1 protein-coding gene is annotated in these 274 nt (G+C 61.3%); it reads left to right on the top strand.

Translation table 11 applies throughout. From position 1 onward, the window contains the following. Positions 1 to 274, top strand: a 274-nt coding sequence (locus ACLEJW_RS23285; RefSeq protein WP_440778339.1) for an immunoglobulin-like domain-containing protein, incomplete at both ends; no start/stop codon positions are given.

The raw sequence follows: 274 nt of genomic DNA, 5'->3' as shown, positions 1-274 counted from the left end.
ATCACCAACAGCATCACCAGCGTCAGCGGCGGAAACTTTGAGAATCTTGTCGCCAACACGGATCCGGTCAGCACTGCGGTGACCGATGTAACAGACACGACAACGGTCACCCTGACCGCTACGCCATCCGTGGCCGAGGGCGGGACAATCGTCTACACCGCAAGCGTCGGCGCGCCGGTGACTGGCGCTCCGGTTGTAGTGGCATTGGCTAACGGGCAAATCATCACGATTCCGGTTGGCCAAAGCTCCGGCACTGCAACCGGCGCCGTGAGCA

This window comes from Pseudomonas sp. SMSB3 (genome assembly GCF_052041965.1).
GTDB lineage: Bacteria > Pseudomonadota > Gammaproteobacteria > Pseudomonadales > Pseudomonadaceae > Aquipseudomonas.
The sequence above is the reverse complement of the archived record's forward strand: the minus strand, read 5'-3'. Positions and strand labels throughout refer to the sequence as shown.